This is a genomic window from Gluconobacter sphaericus, from assembly GCF_016757795.1.
GTDB lineage: Bacteria > Pseudomonadota > Alphaproteobacteria > Acetobacterales > Acetobacteraceae > Gluconobacter > Gluconobacter sphaericus.
This window is the reverse complement of record NZ_CP068419.1, coordinates 2295146-2313269: the sequence shown is the minus strand read 5'-3', so window position 1 is coordinate 2313269 and position 18124 is coordinate 2295146. Positions and strand designations below refer to the sequence as shown.

14 protein-coding genes are annotated in these 18124 nt (G+C 59.5%); 4 read left to right on the top strand and 10 right to left on the bottom strand.

The window, feature by feature from the left end:
• Both cyoA and IGS75_RS10945 read right to left on the bottom strand, forming a co-directional pair.
• Complete coding sequence (gene cyoA, locus IGS75_RS10950) at positions 1 to 939, bottom strand: ubiquinol oxidase subunit II (protein WP_141350038.1); 939 nt, start codon at positions 937 to 939, stop codon at positions 1 to 3.
• Between the two features lie 447 nt (positions 940 to 1386).
• Positions 1387 to 2157, bottom strand: coding sequence for a Bax inhibitor-1/YccA family protein (locus IGS75_RS10945; RefSeq protein ID WP_141350036.1), 771 nt, complete (start codon positions 2155 to 2157; stop codon positions 1387 to 1389).
• A 151-nt stretch (positions 2158 to 2308) separates the two neighbouring features.
• Between IGS75_RS10945 and thpR the strand changes: the two genes are divergently transcribed.
• Both thpR and IGS75_RS10935 read left to right on the top strand, forming a co-directional pair.
• Positions 2309 to 2872, top strand: coding sequence for an RNA 2',3'-cyclic phosphodiesterase (gene thpR, locus IGS75_RS10940; RefSeq protein WP_202256840.1), 564 nt, complete (start codon positions 2309 to 2311; stop codon positions 2870 to 2872).
• A complete protein-coding gene (locus tag IGS75_RS10935) occupies positions 2869 to 3474 on the top strand; it encodes a uracil-DNA glycosylase family protein (protein WP_202256839.1) in 606 nt (201 codons plus the stop codon). The genes thpR and IGS75_RS10935 overlap by 4 nt, the downstream gene beginning before the upstream one ends.
• On the opposite strand, the gene IGS75_RS10930 is transcribed toward IGS75_RS10935, so the two are convergent.
• From IGS75_RS10930 to IGS75_RS10920, 3 genes are all read right to left on the bottom strand, one after another.
• A complete protein-coding gene (locus tag IGS75_RS10930) occupies positions 3475 to 4176 on the bottom strand; it encodes a MarC family protein (RefSeq protein WP_202256838.1) in 702 nt (233 codons plus the stop codon).
• A complete protein-coding gene (locus IGS75_RS10925; RefSeq protein ID WP_408876128.1) occupies positions 4173 to 6164 on the bottom strand; it encodes a lysylphosphatidylglycerol synthase domain-containing protein in 1992 nt (663 codons plus the stop codon). The genes IGS75_RS10930 and IGS75_RS10925 overlap by 4 nt, the downstream gene beginning before the upstream one ends.
• Before the next feature lie 144 nt (positions 6165 to 6308).
• Positions 6309 to 7940, bottom strand: a complete 1632-nt coding sequence (locus IGS75_RS10920; protein WP_202256837.1) for a lysine--tRNA ligase — start codon at positions 7938 to 7940, stop codon at positions 6309 to 6311.
• A gap of 210 nt (positions 7941 to 8150) precedes the next feature.
• On the opposite strand from IGS75_RS10920, the gene IGS75_RS10915 reads away from it, so the two are divergent.
• The gene (locus IGS75_RS10915; protein WP_202256836.1) at positions 8151 to 11078 is read left to right on the top strand and encodes an ATP-dependent DNA helicase; all 2928 of its coding nucleotides are present in this window, start codon (positions 8151 to 8153) and stop codon (positions 11076 to 11078) included.
• A 205-nt stretch (positions 11079 to 11283) separates the two neighbouring features.
• Here the strand turns inward: IGS75_RS10915 and IGS75_RS10910 are convergent, their stop codons facing one another.
• From IGS75_RS10910 to IGS75_RS10890, 5 genes are all read right to left on the bottom strand, one after another.
• Positions 11284 to 11640, bottom strand: coding sequence for a hypothetical protein (locus IGS75_RS10910; RefSeq protein WP_202256835.1), 357 nt, complete (start codon positions 11638 to 11640; stop codon positions 11284 to 11286).
• Positions 11641 to 11802: 162 nt separating this feature from the next.
• Entirely contained in the window at positions 11803 to 14754 is a 2952-nt protein-coding gene (locus IGS75_RS10905; RefSeq protein WP_174787513.1) for a TonB-dependent receptor domain-containing protein, read from the bottom strand.
• Positions 14755 to 15034: 280 nt separating this feature from the next.
• The gene (groL, locus tag IGS75_RS10900) at positions 15035 to 16675 is read right to left on the bottom strand and encodes a chaperonin GroEL (protein ID WP_099285285.1); all 1641 of its coding nucleotides are present in this window, start codon (positions 16673 to 16675) and stop codon (positions 15035 to 15037) included.
• Positions 16676 to 16725: 50 nt separating this feature from the next.
• Complete coding sequence (groES, locus tag IGS75_RS10895; RefSeq protein ID WP_062027127.1) at positions 16726 to 17016, bottom strand: co-chaperone GroES; 291 nt, start codon at positions 17014 to 17016, stop codon at positions 16726 to 16728.
• Between the two features lie 131 nt (positions 17017 to 17147).
• The gene (locus IGS75_RS10890) at positions 17148 to 17354 is read right to left on the bottom strand and encodes a DUF4169 family protein (RefSeq protein WP_141350022.1); all 207 of its coding nucleotides are present in this window, start codon (positions 17352 to 17354) and stop codon (positions 17148 to 17150) included.
• Between the two features lie 42 nt (positions 17355 to 17396).
• Between IGS75_RS10890 and IGS75_RS10885 the strand changes: the two genes are divergently transcribed.
• The gene (locus IGS75_RS10885; protein WP_237468769.1) at positions 17397 to 18122 is read left to right on the top strand and encodes a dienelactone hydrolase family protein; all 726 of its coding nucleotides are present in this window, start codon (positions 17397 to 17399) and stop codon (positions 18120 to 18122) included.
• The last annotated feature ends 2 nt before the right edge of the window (positions 18123 to 18124 follow it).

Here is an 18124-nt window from a genome sequence, read left to right as displayed (position 1 = left end):
TTATTCCTTCATGCCAGTGTCGGACGGTGCAGCGTTGGAAGCAGACTGCATGTGCATGACCTTGCCCGTCTTCTTGTCCACCATCATGCCGTTGTTATACTTGGCAACGATGCCGTCGAAGAGATCCGGCTGGACATGCGCGAAATACTGTACTGGCGCAGATTCCTGCGGTGCAGCATATTTCGGGTAGGTGGTATCGTCGAGATTTTCACTTCCGCTCTTCACTTTCTCAACCCAGTCGTTGAACTGAGCCGGATCCATGGCGAGGGTACGGAACTTCATATCCGAGAAACCACGACCACTGAACTGTGAAGCCTCACCGAGATAATCCCCGGATTCACTTGCAAGCAGATGCAGCTGGGTCTGTTGACCAGGCATGGAGTAGATCATCGATCCCAGACGCGGGATGAAGAACGACGTCATGACGGTGTCAGAGGTGATCTGGAAATTCAGCGGCGTGTTCGTGGGAACATCCAGCTGGTTGATCGTTGCGATCCCCAGGTCCGGATAGATGAACAGCCATTTCCAGTCGAGAGAAACCACCTGGACATTCAGGGGCTTGACGTTGTCAGCCGTCTGAAGCGGGCGGTACGGGTCATAAGCATGCGTACTCCACCAGCTGATGGCGCCCAGAAGAGCGATCAGGATGGCAGGAACGCCCCAGATGACATATTCAATTACGGTCGAATGATCCCAAGTCGGGAGGTATTCGGCCTCTTTGTTGGAAGCACGATACTTCCACGCAAAATAAAGCGTCGCGGCGCAGGTGGGAACCACGACCAGCATCATGATGACGAATTCCGCCACCATGACATCGCGGTTCATTTCTGCGACCGGGCCGCGCGGCTGAAGCAGATCAACCGTACAACCCGATAGCATCAGCGCCGGCAACGCTGGGAGATATCGCCAGAGTTTTTTCATCGGTCCTGCTTTCATCATCCGTTCCGGCTTGCAGTAGTCGCCGGGAAACGGTTTGACACGATAAGGTCCGCATCAGTGCCGCCGAACGCTGCCATAGTCTGCTACCTTTCTCGTTCGTATCCTGACGTCAGGAACCGGATCAAAGATCCGACCCTGAAATTCATTCAGCATGGGACACGGCTGTCCCGGTTCCTCAGGTTTTTTCCGCCTGAATCGCCTCAAAGACAAGGCTTATCACGGATTTCGTGAGCCCTTCCCCGACATAGGGCTCAGAGTGAAATGGCTGTTTTTCGCCACATTTGATCTAATTAAGGGTTTCATTAAGTCATAAAATTACAGATTTTTAATGTGAACTGCTTTAGAATTCGTGGAAATAATTCAAGACTTTTTTGGTCCAAAAAGCAGAAAGGGGCGGCATCAACTGCCGCCCCTTTCTGGATCTCCAGTATCGCTAAGAGAGTAATCTCAATCGCTGTTACCTGAGCGAACCCCCATGAACTGGATCAGAAACTGAAACAGGTTCACGAAATTGAGATACATTGTCAGCGCATCATAGACACTCAGCTTCGCAACATCATCTGCACCAGCATAGGCCATGTACTGCTGATACGTGATCTTGATGCGCTGCGTGTCATACGCCGCCAGTAGGGTGAAAAGCCCCACACCTATTATGGAAACCAGCATGGCAAGCGGCGAACTATGGAGGAAAATGTTCACCACGGATGCCAGAAGGATCCCAATCAGACCCATAAACAGGAAAGAACCGAGTCGAGCGAGATTGGCGCCGGTCGTGTATCCCCACAGCGACATTCCGGCGAACGTAATAGCCGTCACGAAGAAGGTACGGGCCACGGAAACGCCGGTATAGCTCAGCAGAAGACTGGCCATGCTCGCACCCATCGCCGCGCTGAACAACAGGAAAATCCCCTGTACGGCCGACCGCGACAGACGGTTGACCCCGAAGGACAGAACCATCACGAACACAAGAGGAGCAAAGATGCTGATCCCACCCAGAAGGGTCGGACGCAGAACGATGGCACCATTCGGCATTTCTGCCAGATGGAAGAAGAGAGAGCGCAGGGATGTCTGTGCGACGCCGTAAGCGACCACTCCCGTGATCACCAGACCAAGCGCCATCCAGTTGAAGACCCGGCACATATAAGCACGAAGCCCGGCATCGAGACTGCCGGCTCCGGCCTGCACACCGGCCCTGCTGAAGTTGGTATTGAAAGCCATGACACCTTTTCCAATGAGATGCCCTTCTGAAAAGGGCGCTTGACGAACCCGGGAGGGCCGTCCGTACACTCATACTGAATGTGGGGTTTTTATCGGAAGGGTCAAGAATACTCCGCCGCCCCTTACTTCTTTTTCATGGGAAACGCGCCTCTTGAGACTTTTTGTCGCACTCGACCTTCCTGCCGATGTCCGGGAAACGCTTGCGCTGATGCGCGGTTCTATGCCCGGCGTGCAATGGGTTCCGGCCGAAAACCATCACATCACCCTCCGCTTCATTGGAGAGATCACTGATCGGCACCGGCTGGAAGAAATCGACCTCACCCTCTCCCGCCTCGCCTGGCAGCCTTTCGAAATTTCCCTCGCTCAGGCTGACATTCGCGAAGGTCTCACGGCGGACAGCCTCCTGATCGGGGTCGAACGCACCCGCCAACTGGATGCGTTGCAATCCCAAGTCGAAAGCGCCCTTCGCCGTGCTGGCTGCCCACCAGCAAAGCGCCGCTTCCAGCCCGCCATCACCCTTGGACATTTTTTCCCGAACCAGCGGGCGGACGCCATCAAATGGGTCCAGCGGCACAATCTCTTCCGCAGCAAACCCATCTCCGTAGAGCATGTTACACTTTTCGAAAGCATGCGGAGCCAGGGCGAACACGTTTACGTTCCCCGCGAAGAATATGCCTGGCAGCCGGACATGCCGCTGATCCCCGAGGAAGAATGACCCTGTCCGTTCCGTCATCCGAGGAACGCCTTGAGGCACTCCTAACGGAAATTCGGGCCTGCCGGGTCTGCGAGCCCCATCTCCCGCTCGGCGCCAGACCTCTGATCCATGCTTCAGCTACAGCGAAGATCCTGATCGCCAGCCAGGCCCCTGGCACCAAGGCCCATATCGCCGGAAAATCTTTCTACGACCCCTCCGGCAAGCGCCTGCGCGACTGGCTCGCGATCTCAGAAGCTATTTTTTATGACACGCGCCAGATCGCCATTTTCCCGATGGGCCTGTGCTATCCCGGACGCCTACCCAAAGGCGGCGACAACCCGCCCCGTCCGGAATGTGCCCCGCTATGGCGCCGTCGCGTCCTTTCCCTCATGCCGGATATCCGCCTGACACTGCTCGTCGGAAGCTATTCTCAGAACCATGTTCTGGGACGCGGTTCAGTTACAGAACGCGTCAGAAGTTTCCGGAACTATCTGCCCGAATATTTTCCCCTGCCCCACCCCTCGTGGCGTACCGGCGCCTGGGAAAGAAAAGCGCCATGGTTTCAGGAAGAAGTCATTCCCGCCCTGCGTAAACGCGTTCATGCGATACTGGCGGAGCGCTGATCAGGCGGTCTTGGCCTGTTTCAGCGCCTCGACAAGGAACCCTTCCACGCCCGACGCCAGGATCTGCACCCCGATCGCCAGAAGGATCAGCGCCGCAAGCCGGCTGACAATCCGCGTTCCCGTCACCCCCAGCATCGCAACAACCCGCTCGGCATAAGCGTAAACGACCGCCACCACGATCGCCATGGTCGTCGCGGCAGCCGATACGCCGACATAATAATCCGCGGTAGGCATGTTCGGTGGCGTGGATGAACTAAGCGCGATAGCTACGGAAATACTACCCGGCCCCACCGTAAACGGCATGGCCAACGGAAAGAACGCCGTCTCCCGCAGATCCGGTGTCGTCACGGTCCGACCGCCCTGAAGCGCCTGCTTTTCCTTACGCGCCTCGGACGTCTCAGGCTGCAACAGCATCAGCCAGGCACGCGACGCTACAACCAGACCGCCCGTAATCCGCAGGGCATTGATCGAAATTCCAAAAAACCCGAGAATCCAGCTACCGAACCAAATGGACACCAGCATGATGCCCAGCGAATTCAGCGCCACCTGACGCGCCAGTTCGACAACCTCGCGACGATCGCGCCCTTCCGTCGCCTGAGCAAAAATCAGTGACGCCCCAAGCGGATTGATGATCGAGAAGAGCGCTGGAAAGGCGATCAACCAGCTGCTGAGCGTATTCCCCAGCCCGGGTGCCAGACTCATGAACCGGTCAGACCTGACACGGCCTGTGGCTTGCGCTTGCGTGCCAGCCGTTCCTCACCCTTCAGAAAAGCCCGCAGCATCCGATAATCCTCGGAAAAACAGCACACCGTCCCAGCCGTCCTGTCCGGACAGACCGTCAGTCCCAGATCATTATAGACAGCCATCAGCGACTGGCCAACCTGTATGAAGGCGAGCTTGCACCCTTCCTGCAACGCCAGATCCCGCAGCCGCCAGATTGCCGCAACGCAATTTCGTTCAGATCCGGCCGGATCTCCCAGCCCGATGATGAACTGCCCCGTCCGCAGGAACGGAATGGCCGCACGCCCGGCCTCATCCAACAACAGCCCCGTTGGACAACGCGCACCCAGCTGCGGCAGCGCATGGGCCAGACTGTGATAGCGATGCGCATTCTCGGCGGTCCAGGCCTCGAACCGGATGCGCGTCCTCCGCATCCCGCGCCACAGGACATAGAACCCGCACAGCGCCGAAAATCCGAGAAACCAGCGCCCGACGGCCGTATGAGCGTCATAGATCATCGACCGCCACCAGATCGGTCCGAGATGCCGCTGCACGGCAACCCAGCCTACCCCTAGCAGTCCAAGCCCCCACAGCGAGAGCGGCGCCAGCATCGACGGCGTCAGCGGCGCGGCTAGAAGATGCGCCCGGCGATAATAGCAGTTCCTGAACGGCAGCAGCAGCAGCATCACGAGAATGATGACCACAGGCCCTGCCCACGGCGCATGCCGCAGCATCAGCAACAGAGCTGCCAAACCCAACATTCCGAGGGAAAATTTCCAGGCCAGCGCCACACGCTGCGACAGCCCCCAAGACAGCGCAACCAGCCCGACACCCGCCACCGTCAGCAGCAGATCCGCGATCTGTGAGACAGCTGCCCCAAGAGATGTCTGAAGCGGCGGCAGACCAGCCACCAGCGCGTAAAGCACAAGCAGAATGCCCACGACCGCCTGCACGCTCGTCGCTACAGCCACAGAAAAATCCGCTTCCGACTCCCGGACGACCTGACTGGGCCGCACCCGCCGCGGCGTCTGCCCGGCCGAAACCAGAGCCTGCTCGCCTCGCAGAAACAGCTCATGCCCCGCGAACATCAACCCCGCGAGAAGGAGCGGAATGATGTAGTAGAAAAGCCTGAAAACAAGGATGGCGCCCATGATCTGCGACGCCGGCAGATAGGCCTGCAACGCCAGCAACATGGCCCCGTCAAAAACGCCCAGGCCACCCGGCACACTGGCCATGAGGCCGGCCGTATAGGACGCCAGATAGATCGCAAGGAACGTCCCGAACCCGAAATGCGCCTCGGGCGGCAACGGAGGCAACACGCAATACGCAATCAACGCCGTCGCCGCCATGTCCGCTGCGCTGACCGCGATCTGGGCAATCGCAATGCCCGCTCCCGGAAGCTCGATCTCGTATTTCCAGATCCGCACATGCCGTCGCACGCGCGCCACCAGCACATAGGCCAGCAACACACCACACAGTACCAACCCCGCCAGACGAAGCAGGAACTCGGGCAGATGGGACAGGACCGGCACGGCATGCGGCTCAAAGATCAGAATACCGCCAATCAGCGCCATCGTACCCAACAGGTACGTCGCCGAGCAGAACGCAATGATCTGCGCGATCGCCCCAGGCGCCACGCCCCAGCTCCGATAGAGTCTGAAACGCACAGCCGCCCCGGAAATCGCCGCACATCCCAGATTATGGGACAGCACGTAAGAGCAGAACGCCGCAAACGCCGAACGCTGGTAAGACACCTTCGCCCGGACATGCAAACAGGCCAGCCGATCATAGAAAGACAGGATGAAATACGACAGGATCGTTGCCGCACCACCGGCCAGCAGGGCAGAATCCGGAATAGCGCTCAGGCTCGTCGTAATGTCATGAAGCGACAGATGCCGCAGCTCCCGCCAGATGACGACAACCGCCGCCACCAGCAGGATCAGCCCCACAAGCGCAGGCGCGCGAGACATGAACACCTGCCACCGCTGCTTTCGCAGCCCGGCCTCTGAACATGTCTCGTCAGCCACCCCTACATCCACACAAACGCTCTGCTCTTCCATCATGGAAGACACCTGAGCATCCTGCGGCCTGTTATCCACGGGCATGCCGATGCCTCAGCCCTGCACAGGCTCTTCAACAGGCCGCGCGAGGGCATCCCGGATCAGGCCAACCGTTTCCGGCAACCCGAACAGGGAAGCGAAAATCCCGAAACGCGGCCCTTCGGTCTGTCCAAGCAGCACTTCATACAGGCACCCGAACCAGGACCGCAGTTCCGGCTTGGCGAAATAACGCTTGCCAACCTCGAACACGACATCCTGCACATCGCCCGGTGCTGTGTCCGGAGCGAGCTTCGCCAGTTCATCCGCCAGATCCACAAGCCCTTTGCGTTCGGTCTCTGTCGGCGCACGATAGGTCTTGTTAGGGTACACCTGCTCCTTGAAATAGGTCAGCGCACAATGCACGAGCCGGTCCACATACGGATGCGTCTCGGGCGACAGCGTCGGATCATAGCGACGCAGGAACTTCCACAGCGTCTCCGGCTTATCGGCATTGGCCACGTTCGCAAGGTTCAGCAGCGCCGTATACGAAACCGGGCTGGTGTCCTGCGGACGGATCGTCCCGCCGTGAATGAACCAGACAGGATTGGCCAGCAGATCCGGACCTTCCTGCGTCTCGGCTTTCTGCACGAGCGTCAGGTAATCATCCGTCGCGCGCGGAATGACATCGAAGAACAGGCGCTTGGCCCGCGTCGGCTGCTGGAACATGTACTGCGCCAGACTCTCCGGCGTACCGTAACGCAGCCATTCCTCAACCGACAGGCCATTGCCCTTGGACTTGCTGATCTTCTGCCCCTGCGCATCAAGAAACAGCTCATAGGTCAGTCCAGCAGGCGGCTCTTTACCCAGAATACGGCAGATCTTCGAAGACAGCTTCACACTATCGATCAGATCCTTGCCGGACATTTCATAATCCACGCCCAACGCATACCAGCGCATGGCCCAGTCGGCCTTCCACTGCATCTTGGCATGACCACCCAGAACGGACGTCTCGAACGTCTTTCCGGCCTCGTCTTTCCAGACAACCGTGCCGGCATCCGGATCAACCTTGATGATCGGCACCTGCATGACCTGCCCGGTTTCGGGATGGATCGGCAGAACCGGCGAATAGGTCGCCCGGCGCTCCGGACCAAGCGTCGGGATGATGGTCGCCACGACTTCGTCATGGACTTCAAGCATACGGCGCAGAGCCGCATCGAACGTGCCGTTGGTATAATACTGCGTGGCGGAAGCGAATTCGTAATCGAAACCGAAACTATCGAGGAACTGGCGAAGGCGCGCATTATTATGCGCGGCAAAGCTGTCATATTCGCCAAATGGATCAGGCACCCGCGTCAGCGGCAGACCCAGATGCTTTGCGAGCATCTCCTGCTCCGGCACATTGGTCGGCACCTTGCGCAGCGCGTCCATGTCATCGGAGAACGCAAGCAGACGCGTCGGACGGCCGGTTAGAGCCTCATAGGCCTGACGCACCCAGGTCGTCCGCGCCACTTCGCCGAACGTACCGATATGCGGCAGACCCGACGGACCATAGCCCGTTTCCAGAAGGGCAGGAGCCTGCTCCGAAGTATCAGATGCGCGCGCGTCCATGCGCACGGTGATTTTTCGTGCCTCGTCGAACGGCCATGCTTTCGGAAGCGGCGCGTCAGGAGAGAGGGACGAGGCGATAGGTGTCTTGGTTTTCTGCATGATTACCGGAAAAGGTAGGGAGACACCTCTTCCCGGTCAAGCAATACGACACATTGCGGTTTCAACCAGACACATCCATATGGTTACGAAATATTTCAAAGACTTTTCCGCACTTCCCAAGCCCTTGAAGACAGCCAGCTTTCACGTTCCGTTCGCAAAGCCCGCAAAACATCCTCGCCCGATTTTCCCCTAACCGCTACAATGGCGAGAATGCCCCGCGCCCCCACCTTTCTCTCGCCATTCGACGCTCCGGCCCTCGTCGCCCGTCGTGGCCTGTCCTCGCTCCTGACCCCGGATGGCGAACTGCTGGACCTCACGGCAGAAGAAACACGCGAGCGCCTCACCCAACTTTCCCCGCCCCTTCTGGTCCACGGCCCCGCCGCCCTGCGCGCGCTGGACCTCTCCCCGTTATCCCAACCCGTGCCGTGGTTCGACCTGCTGGACCTGTTCCTGTTCGTCCGCCCTGCCACAACCGTCGCCCCCACCCCACGCGGACTGGCGCTCGCCCTCGGTATCGAACCGCCCGAAACCATCGGTGCGGATCTCCTCCCCGTTCTGTGCGAAACCCTGCTCGACGAACTGCGACACAAGGCCGAAACGCCCGAAGGCACCCTCCTGCGCGCTCTTATGGTTCCCCTAACCCGCGCCGGATGGGCCTGGAGCGGCGAAGTTACGGACATTCTCGGCACCCCGCGAGACACCACGGGCGCACACCCTTACGAGGCCATCCGCATCTGGAAGCGCCTGCCGCGCTGGGAAGAAACCGCCCCGCGTCCCGCACCCGGAAGCCAGCCTGTCTCCCCAAACGCGGCCCGTCAGCGCCTGCGAGATATCCTTGGAGAAAAAGCTGAAATCCGCCCCGGCCAAGCCGACTTCGCCTCCGTTGCCACTGGCGCGTTCGAACCGCGCGAAAGCATCGGCTCGCCCAATGTCGTCCTCGCAGAAGCCGGAACCGGCACGGGCAAGACGCTCGGCTATATCGCCCCCGCCAGCCTCTGGGCCGAGCAGAATGACGGCGCCGTCTGGGTCAGCACCTATACCCGCCATCTCCAGCGCCAGATCGAGCAGGAACTCCGCCGCCTCTACCCGGACGAAACAACCCTGCGGAACAAAGTCGTCGTCCGCAAAGGCCGTGAGAACTATCTGTGCCTGCTGAACATGGAAGACCTGCTCAACGTCGCAAGCTCCCGCGGCCCTGACGGTTACGCCGCACTCCTGCCGATGGCACTGCTCGCCCGCTGGGCCGAAGCCAGTCGCGACGGCGATCTCATGGGCGGCGATCTCCCCGGCTGGTTTGGCGAACTCTTCGGCTCCGGCACATTGTTTGGCGTGGCCGACCGACGCGGCGAATGCATCCACGCAGCCTGCCCGCATTATCAAACATGCTTCGTCGAACACGGCATCCGCCGTGCCCGTCAGGCCGATCTGGTCGTCGCGAACCACGCCCTCGCCCTCTCCCAGGCCGCCTGGGCCGCCCTTGCCCCGCCCGGCCTGCCGGACGAAGACACGACACCCACGCGCTACGTTTTCGACGAAGGTCATCACATCCCCGACGCCGCCGACAGTGCCTTCGCCACAGCCCTGTCCGGCCTCGAAGCAGCCGAACTCCGCCGCTGGCTACTGGGTGCAGAAGGCAGCCGCTCCCGCGCCCGTGGCCTGCAACGCCGTCTGGATGATCTGCTCGAACGCCTGCCCATGATCGACACGCCACTGCAAGCCGCGCTACAGGCAGCGCGGAGCCTCCCCGCCCCCGGCTGGAGCACGCGCCTACACCCCGAGAACCCAGCCGACGAAAACTCTACACCCCCTTCCGACACACCCGCTCTGCTGATCCCAGAGGAGCCCGCACCAGAAAACCCGTCCGAAGCCTTCCTGCGCGCTCTGGACCACCAACTCCGTGCCCGGCAGAGCAAAGACAGCCGCGACGGATATATTTCGGCGGAATGCGATCTACATCCCGTCAATGAGGATGTCGGCAGCACCGCCGAAACCCTCAGCCGCGCCCTGACCCGCCTGCGCGATCCCATCAGGATGCTGGCCGATCGCCTTGCCGCACAGGTCGAGGACGATGCAGAAATGGACGCCCCGACCCGCCAGCGCATCGAAGCCATGATCCGCACCCTGCACCGCCGCGCCATAAGCCGCCTGTCGGGCTGGATCGGCATGCTGGACGCTCTTCAGACACCGCCGGAACCAGACATCACCCCCACTTTCGTGGACTTCATCCGCACCGAACGCCTGCCCCGCACCCGCGCAACACAGGGCGACCACGATATCGGCCTCTACCGCCACTGGCTGGACCCGACCATCCCGTTCGTCTCAACAATCCAGACACCGGCGCATGGTTTACTCCTGACCTCCGCCACCCTGCGCGACCAGACCGGCCATGGAGACACGCAGAACGAAGCAAGCTGGCATGCAGCCGAATTACGTCTGGGCGCCACGCATTTCCTGAAGCCGCCCATCCGCGCTTCAGTCATGAGTCCGTTCAACTACGCCACGCAGACGCGCGCCTATGTCATCACGGACGTCTCAGGTGAAATCCCGTCTCTTGCCCATGCCTTCCGCGCACTATTCGAAACGGCAGGAGGTGGCGCGCTCGGCCTCTTCACAGCCATCCGCCGTCTGCGCGAAGTTCATCGCCGTATCCACGAACCATTGGAAACACAGGGCTTTCCGCTCTACGCGCAGCATGTCGATGCGATGGATAACGCCACTCTCGTGGACGTCTTCCGCACCGAAACCCATAGTTGCCTGCTGGGCACGGACGCCATGCGCGATGGCGTGGACGTCCCTGGTGAAGCCCTGCGCATGGTCGTGTTCGAAAAAACACCCTGGCCCCGCCCCGACATCCTGCACCGCGAACGCCGCCGCTTACTCTCCGAAGGCCGCCCCGGCGATTACGACGACCGCATTACCCGCATGCGCCTACGACAGGCTTTCGGTCGCCTGATCCGTCAGGGCACCGATCGCGGTGTCTTCGTCATGCTGGACCGCCGCATGCCCTCACGCCTCCTCTCCGCCTTCCCCGACGGCGTAGACGTCCGCCGCATGCCATTGGCCGAAGCACTGGAAGACATCGCCCGCTTCCTGCGCCCCGAAGAACAGGAAAACGGACCTCCCCTCCTTCAGGGCTGACCCCAAAGGCCGAACCGACTGCTACGACAGACTTGGCAGCTGCTGGCCAGACGGTCGTGAAATTGGCGCAATTCCTTTTCCTGCTCGTACGCCCGCCCGCAACAGAGTTCGAGATCGCCCTTCCAGGGCATAAAAAGCCCGGAATTGAGGCTCCATCTTCACACCGGACGACCACGAAAACAGCCCCATCACGGGCGAAAACCCGTCAATCCCGCCATAGCCTACCCCTCCCCCGGAACAGCCGTCCCGCCTCGTGCATCTTCTGGCGCAACTGCACGGTCCAGTCTCGGACAGGAACCTGCTTACGGCTGATGACCACGCAGCGGACCTCATACGCAATTCCGGCTACGACCATAAAGTCCTCGCGGCGCAACTTAAAAATCCGCGTCTTAAACCGAGGGAAAACCCCTCGATCTCGACCGTCCGCTCTAACCTGCGTGACACCACTTCCTGGCGGAAAAAAGGCCAGGGCGCAAAACACCGTGAACTTCTCCAGAAGGCGCTCACGGCCGCCTTCGGCTTCCCTGATCCGCGCTGCAAGATCGTCGATATTTCCGCTCATGAGCCTCTCTCCGAGACCCATGTTCCATTTCGACAGGTTTTACCGGCCCTCAATCAAGAAAGTACGCTCCCGAAAAATTCGCACAAAAAAAGCCCCCGACCACACAGGCCGGGGGCTCTTCAGGACCCCGAAAGGTCCAGGCCATTTTTCAGACTGACAGGATCAGAAATTCAGACCGGCCTGCAGGAAGAAATAACGTCCCTGATAGAAGCTGCCATACGTCGCGCCGGCGCTGTTATCCACGCCACTGGCCACGAACGGCGGCTTCTTGTTGGTGATGTTGTTGATACCGCTCTCGAAGTTCCACTTCTTCCAGCGATAAGCCAGCGTCAGATCCTGTTCGATCATCATCGGCGTCTTGTAACGGCCAGCCGTCGTGGAGTTCAGGAACTCGGTCTGATCGTTCCAGCGCATCCCACCAATGAACTGCATCATATAAGTCGCCGTGAACGCACCATGGGTCCAGCCGAAGGTCGCATAATCACGAACGCGCGGAATGCCATAGGATGCATTGCCGTTATTCGGACCACCGGCATACAGCAGCGCACCGGTGTAGTTGGTGAACGCGCCACCCGGAACGAGCTGCTGCGTGTAGTTCAGAAGGTACTGGAAATTGTTGGATACCGAGAGGACATCATGACGTGCCACGCGGATACGGTAGTCGAAATCAAAATCCACACCGCTTTCATGCAGAGCGCCTGTGTTCTGATCCGTGGCCGACACCGTGTTGATCTGGCCATTCGATAGACGGTTTATCGCATTGCACAACGAAGAGTTGGTGCCCGTGTAGCATCCGTCCAGAATATACTGCGTCGGAAGCGCGCTGATCGTGTGGTTGATCGAATAGTGCCAGAACTCACCGGAAATGGAGAGGTTCGGGATCCAGCGCGGCGTGATGATCGTACCGAACGTGTAGGTCCGTCCGATCTCAGGTGACAGATGCGCATTACCACCACCCAGCGTCGGAACCTGACCCGTACCGGACTGATGGAACGTGGAGGTGTTGATGCCCTGCTTCGCGCAGGTTGCAGCAACCGTCGCCGCCGCAGCACCATAGGTACCGACCTGGCCCGCATCGCACGGATCGTTGGCAAGGTTGTAGCTGAGCGACTGGCCGCCATACAGTTCATAGACGTTCGGCTGACGATAGGACGTGCCGATCGTACCACGGAAACGGATATCCTGCGTCGGAGCCCAGTTAATGGACGCCTTCCAGTTCTTCGCCGTGTCCGACGTCGTGCTGTAACCAGACGCACGACCCTGTACGTCAACCGTCAGATCCTTCGCAAGGAAGACGTTCTTCAGCAGAGTCGCCTTGGCTTCCGCATAACCTTCCGTCACGTCGAATCCACCGCTGGTCGGCAGAACCGTATTGGTCAGGCTCTGACCGCTACTGATCAGTTCGTCAGGCGTGTTGGTCAGCTGCTCGCCGCGATGCTCGAAGCCCACCGCAATACCCAGATCGCCGCCGCCCTTCCAAGGCATCGTCGTCACGTGGTTGTTGTTGATGCGCAGGTTCCAGTCACGAAGCTGGTAATGCGAATGCGTGTTCGTGTTGTAGTTGACGTAGGATGCAGCCTGGCTGCCCATCGTCCCGAACGGATTGCTGCACCCGAAAGACGGGCAGACCGACGGGTTATAAACCAGAGCACTCGTCGCGCTGGACGGGTCAACCTGCTGTAGACCATAGGCGTTCAGCAGCTTCGTGTACGACCCCACGTTCTCCAGATGATCCGTCGACATATTGGAACCGTAAGTATACGACAGGTCGTAATTCCAGCCGTAAGCAATCTCACCATTCACACCCACCTTGGCCGTGACCGTGTCGGTGGCGTTCTCATCGCGGCGATCCCCGAGTTCCGTCAGACGCTTCGTGATGTCCACGTCCTGACCGAACGGATTATTCGGATCATTGGCAGGTATGGTCAGAACGGACGGCAGCGTGCTGGGCTGGACAGAACCGTCAAACGGCTCGGCTGCCATATAAGTCGAACTGGTCCGATGCGAGTACATCACATTGGAGTACAGGTTGGCATGCCGGTTGAACTCGTAGTGGAAATCACCCGAGAGGCTGGCATCCTGAAGCTGGTTGAGCAGGCTCTGATGCCGACCATAGTCATAACGGTCGTTCGTACCCCAGCTGCTCACCGTCTTGCCATCCGGCGCAACAGCAGCGTTCAGGCCAGATGCGTTCTGAACATGCGTATAGTTGGAATAACCGGATCCGAAGGACTCTCCACCCGAACCCACCGGATTATCAGACAGCTGTACCGGGTTGGCCCAGCTGCGATTACGCTGCAGTACACCACCCTGGGTCATGTACTGACCGAACAGCGTTAGGTTGCCCTTGTCATGATCAAAATTCCAGCCCTTGTAGGCGGAGATCATGCCCGTATCGTTGTCGCCCTGCCCGGTAATGCCACCACGGACCGTAATGTTTCCATCCGAGAGGTTATGACGCATCTTAATGTTGATGACGCCCGACACCGCATCCGCGCCATACAGTTCGGAACCGCCATCCTTCAGAATTTCGACGCTGGCGATCTGCTGGACCGGCAGCGCGTTCAGATCGATGCAGTTCGTCTGACCATTCAGCGTGGCACGCTTGCCATCGATCAGGACCAGTACGCGGTTGGAGCCAAGGTTACGGATGTCTGTGCAGGACGCACCGCCCGTACCGTTGGTTTCCGCGTTGTTTGACCCTGTCCCACCGATGGACGGAATACGCGCGAAGAAGTCACTGAGCGTCGTAGCACCCGTCTGCTGGATCTGCTTCGCCGTCACGATCTGAACGGGGTTGGCATTCTGGTTATTCGAGGAGGCCAGAGCCGATCCCGTAACAACCATCCGCTCGGTTCCACCCGAGACACCCTGTGCCTCAAGAAGCGCAGCACGACGACGGCTGGAGGAAATCGGCGCGGTCGTGGCGACAGGAGCAGTAACAGCGGCCGACGCACTCCGGGGGGCAACCGTCGACGTGGAAGCCTTGTGATGCACAGCCGTGTGGGAACGGTGTTCCGGCTGCATCGAGGAATCAGCAAAAGCCGTCCCGGACAGGGTGCCAACTCCGAGAATTGATGCACACAGCAACAGATGGCGACGAGATGTGCTCATCAAAGAACAAGATCCTTCAAAAGAATGATGAACCCTCTCTAAAGATCTCAGAGCGTTACTGTCACGAAAAATACATACCAGCCATGCTTTTACGGAGCACTTGGGTGCAACATGTGATCTCTACGCAACAGTTATGCCCCACACCTGTTTTTTTCGTTATCTTTCAGCAACTAAATAGACAAAAAAAAGCCTCTGACCCGCAGGCCAGAGGCTTTTTTACAACAAGCAAAGTTTCCTCCATCCCTTCCCTGGAAGAAATGGAGGAAAGACCGAACTTCGATCAGAAGTCCATGTCACCCATGCCGCCCATGCCGCCCGGAGCGCCGGCCGGAGCCTTCTTCTCGGGGCGCTCAGCAACCATGGCTTCCGTCGTGATCAGCAGACCACCAACCGAAGCGGCGTCCTGCAGGGCCGTACGGACAACCTTGGTCGGGTCGATAATACCGGCTGAGACCAGGTCCTTGTACTCACCCTTCTGGGCATCGAAACCGAAGACATAACCGTCATTCTCAAGCACCTTGCCAGCAATGACAGCGCCGTCTTCACCTGCGTTGAAAGCGATCTGGCGCAGCGGAGCCTGCAGGGCCTTGCGGACGATCTCGCCACCGACGCGCTGGTCGTCGTTGTCGAAAGTCAGCCCCTTCAGAGCGGACGATGCGCGGGCCAGAGCCGTGCCACCACCCGGAACGATGCCTTCTTCAACGGCAGCGCGGGTTGCGTGCAGGGCATCGTCAACGCGATCCTTGCGCTCCTTCACCTCGACCTCGGTGCTGCCACCGACGCGGATGACAGCAACGCCACCAGCCAGCTTTGCCAGACGCTCCTGGAGCTTCTCGCGGTCGTAGTCAGACGTCGTTTCCTCGATCTGCGCGCGGATCTGGTTGCAACGGCCCTTGATGTCGTCGCTGTTGCCAGCACCCTCGACGATCGTGGTGTTTTCCTTCTCGATGTGGATCTTCTTGGCGCGACCCAGCATTTCGAGCGTGACGGATTCCAGCTTGATCCCGATATCTTCGGAAATCACCTGGCCGCCCGTCAGGATGGCGATGTCTTCCAGCATGGCCTTGCGACGGTCACCGAAGCCCGGAGCCTTGACGGCAGCGATCTTCAGGCCACCACGCAGCTTGTTCACGACGAGCGTAGCAAGTGCTTCGCCATCAACGTCTTCTGCAATGATCACCAGCGGACGGCCGGACTGCACGACGCTTTCAAGAAGCGGCAGCATCGGCTGAAGCGAGGAGAGCTTCTTTTCGTGGATGAGGATGTACGGGCTTTCGAGATCAGCCGTCATCTTCTCCGGGTTCGTCACGAAGTACGGGGAGATGTAGCCGCGGTCGAACTGCATGCCCTCGACAACGTCGAGTTCCGTGTGCAGGCCCTTGGCTTCTTCAACCGTGATGACGCCTTCAGAACCGACTTTCTGCATGGCAGAAGCGATCATCTCGCCGATTTCGGTCTCGCCGTTTGCGGAAATCGTTCCGACCTGGGCGATTTCTTCCGGAGACGTGATCTTCTTCGTGTTGTTCTTCAGCTCTTCAACGACAACGCCAACAGCCTTGTCGATGCCGCGCTTCAGATCCATCGGGTTCATGCCAGCAGCAACAGCCTTGGCGCCCTCACGGATGATGGCCTGAGCCAGCACGGTTGCGGTCGTGGTGCCGTCGCCTGCGATGTCGTTCGTCTTGGACGCGACTTCGCGGACCATCTGGGCGCCCATGTTCTCGAACTTGTCAGCCAGTTCGATTTCCTTGGCAACCGACACACCGTCCTTGGTGATGCGCGGTGCGCCAAAGCTCTTATCGAGAACAACGTTGCGACCCTTCGGGCCGAGCGTCACCTTGACGGCATTTGCGAGGATATCAACGCCACGCAGCATACGCTCGCGGGCATCAGCGCCGAACTTTACGTCCTTGGCAGCCATAATTCTTACTCCTGAATGAGGTTTTTACGAGAGGAAACGGGGACGGCTGATCAGCCGATCACACCCATGATGTCGCTCTCTTTCATGATCAGCAGCTCTTCGCCGTCGATCTTGACCTCGGTGCCGGACCACTTGCCGAACAGCACCTTGTCACCAGCCTTGACGTCCAGAGCCACGATCTGGCCCTGCTCGTTGCGGGCACCCGGGCCGACGGAAACGACTTCGCCTTCGGTCGGCTTGTCCTTGGCGGTGTCAGGAATGATGATGCCGCCAGCGGTCTTCTCTTCGCCCGTCAGGCGACGGACCACCACGCGGTCATGAAGGGGACGAAACTTCGTCATGGATCGCTCCATTTATGGCCACACCCTTGTACAAAGCAGCGTGACCGGGTTGCTGCACTCAATGACTGCAGTGCAGTTTTGGCACTCTCACACAGAGAGTGCCAAAGACATAATCGTCCCCACCCTCTGCGTCAAGGTTTCTCGCTTTCGTCCGAAGGTGCTCCGGGAGAAAGTCTGCGCCCGTCGAGAAGCGCCTGCATCCGCTGTTTCTCAAGCGTTTCAGCCGCCTTCTGTCCCTTGGTCCGACCGTACAGACGGCGGTTCGCATCGGCGACCTTCGCATCCTCTAGGCTCTTGCGGCGTTTGCGTTCCCGACGGAGATTGATGACGTCGCTCATGGCTCATGGCCTTCCGGGCATTACAAGACTGGATACACAGACATGAAACACAGCCCCTCGGACAACAAAACCCCTGCTTCCAGCGCTAATGGTCACATGATCAGCCTGACCGCAGCCGATGGCCACAGCTTCAAGGCCTGGGAAGCCGGCTCCGCGGAGTCGCCCTTTGCCGTCATCGTCGTTCAGGAAATTTTCGGCCTCACCCCCCATATCCGCAACGTCTGTCACGACTTCGCAGCTGCAGGCTTCCACGTTCTGGCCCCAGCTGCCTTCGACCGCGTCAAACCGGACGTCGTTCTGGAATACACACAGGCCGGCGTGACCGAAGGCCTAGAACTGCGCAGCAAGATCCCGTCCGACAAGACCCTCGCCGACATCGCTACCTGCGCAAAAGCCCTGCGCGACGCCGGCCACAAGAAAGTCGGCATCATCGGTTTCTGCTGGGGCGGCCTGCTCGCCTGGCTCACCGCCACCAGCACGCACAACGTAGATGCGGCCGTAAGCTGGTATGGCGGCAGCATCGGCAACCATGTCGAAACCGCACCGCACTGCCCGGTCGAGTTGCATTTCGGCGGCGAAGACTCCTCCATCCCCCACACTGAGATCCAGAAGATCCGCGACGCCCGACCTGAAGTCGAGGAATATGTTTATGACGACGCCGGTCACGGCTTCGGCTGCCCCGAGCGCCCTAGCTTTAACCGTGATGCCCGCGACCTCGCCTGGTCCCGCAGCATCGATTTCCTGAAGTCTCATCTCGAACAGAAGTGAGC

Bases quoted from the DNA above. Each gene is read 5' to 3' on its own strand.
- cyoA (WP_141350038.1), bottom strand. From the start codon at position 939: ATGATGAAAGCAGGACCGATGAAAAAACTCTGGCGATATCTCCCAGCG.
- IGS75_RS10945 (WP_141350036.1), bottom strand. From the start codon at position 2,157: ATGGCTTTCAATACCAACTTCAGCAGGGCCGGTGTGCAGGCCGGAGCC.
- IGS75_RS10935 (WP_202256839.1), top strand. From the start codon at position 2,869: ATGACCCTGTCCGTTCCGTCATCCGAGGAACGCCTTGAGGCACTCCTA.
- IGS75_RS10930 (WP_202256838.1), bottom strand. From the start codon at position 4,176: ATGAGTCTGGCACCCGGGCTGGGGAATACGCTCAGCAGCTGGTTGATC.
- IGS75_RS10925 (WP_408876128.1), bottom strand. From the start codon at position 6,164: ATGTCTCGCGCGCCTGCGCTTGTGGGGCTGATCCTGCTGGTGGCGGCG.
- IGS75_RS10920 (WP_202256837.1), bottom strand. From the start codon at position 7,940: ATGCAGAAAACCAAGACACCTATCGCCTCGTCCCTCTCTCCTGACGCG.
- IGS75_RS10915 (WP_202256836.1), top strand. From the start codon at position 8,151: ATGCCCCGCGCCCCCACCTTTCTCTCGCCATTCGACGCTCCGGCCCTC.
- IGS75_RS10910 (WP_202256835.1), bottom strand. From the start codon at position 11,640: ATGAGCGGAAATATCGACGATCTTGCAGCGCGGATCAGGGAAGCCGAA.
- IGS75_RS10905 (WP_174787513.1), bottom strand. From the start codon at position 14,754: ATGAGCACATCTCGTCGCCATCTGTTGCTGTGTGCATCAATTCTCGGA.
- groL (WP_099285285.1), bottom strand. From the start codon at position 16,675: ATGGCTGCCAAGGACGTAAAGTTCGGCGCTGATGCCCGCGAGCGTATG.
- groES (WP_062027127.1), bottom strand. From the start codon at position 17,016: ATGACGAAGTTTCGTCCCCTTCATGACCGCGTGGTGGTCCGTCGCCTG.
- IGS75_RS10890 (WP_141350022.1), bottom strand. From the start codon at position 17,354: ATGAGCGACGTCATCAATCTCCGTCGGGAACGCAAACGCCGCAAGAGC.
- IGS75_RS10885 (WP_237468769.1), top strand. From the start codon at position 17,397: ATGAAACACAGCCCCTCGGACAACAAAACCCCTGCTTCCAGCGCTAAT.